Source organism: Sphingobacterium sp. UT-1RO-CII-1, from assembly GCF_026711005.1.
GTDB lineage: Bacteria > Bacteroidota > Bacteroidia > Sphingobacteriales > Sphingobacteriaceae > Sphingobacterium.
Genome location: NZ_JAPPVJ010000025.1, coordinates 1 through 882, shown reverse-complemented (window position 1 = coordinate 882; position 882 = coordinate 1). Strand labels below are relative to the sequence as shown.

Sequence of the window (882 nt, the reverse complement as noted above, 5' to 3'; positions counted from 1 at the left end):
TTCGTACAGATTGATTAATTTGATATTGAATAAAATAAAGTGGTGCTTTGTCCTGTCTCGCAATAATTGTAGCGCAAGGTTGTTCGATATGCATTGTATGACCTCCATGTGAAGGATTGTAAATAAAACCTTTTGCAGTGACCAATGAGTGCTTATCAGATGTCATTATAGTCCCTGCCGGTTGATTGATGCTTTGGTGATTATGTTCTCCTGAATATTGTTTGTCTAACCAGTGAGCTTGAACCAATGAAAAACGATCGTTGGTGGTGATTGTTCCTAATGGAGTATCTATAGATTCGCTCCCTTTGTCATTTCCGTAGTATTTTGTTAGAAATATTGGGTTGATAACATAATGATGCTTTCTACTTGCGAGTATTGTTGGTACTGGTTCATCAATAGACTTCGATACACCTTTATATGAGGTAGTCAAAACAAAAGGCTCAACATTAACTAAAGCTTGATTCCCAGAGGTGGTAATTGTTGCTAAGGGATTATCTACCGAAGCTATTTTATTCATTGGCCTGCCAGAAAAGTATTTTGTAATAAATGAAGTTTGAATAAGTGAGAATCTATTTTCAGTGGGTATAGTGTTACACGGACGATCAATGCTTGTAAACCTATTTTTGCCTGAGTTATATTGGGCGATAAAAGCATCTTTCCCCCCTGCAACCTCCTTTATCATACCTGCATAGATTCTTTTCAATGTATTTTCGACTAAGGGTTTCTTCCGTCCGAAAATGCTTTCACCCTCATCACTGAAATCCAATAGGTCACGAACGGCCTTCCATTTCTTTAAATCAGCGCCAAAAAGATCAATTTTACCTGTGCCATTTTTTGCATGTGAAGGCTCAGGCCATACTATTGGTAGGCCATTTTTTGCAA

General features: G+C 37.6%; 1 protein-coding gene. It reads right to left on the bottom strand.

Going from position 1 to position 882, the window contains the following annotated elements:
- A partial coding sequence (locus ORI89_RS19175; RefSeq protein WP_268232138.1) for a hypothetical protein occupies positions 1-882 on the bottom strand: 882 nt, incomplete at both ends.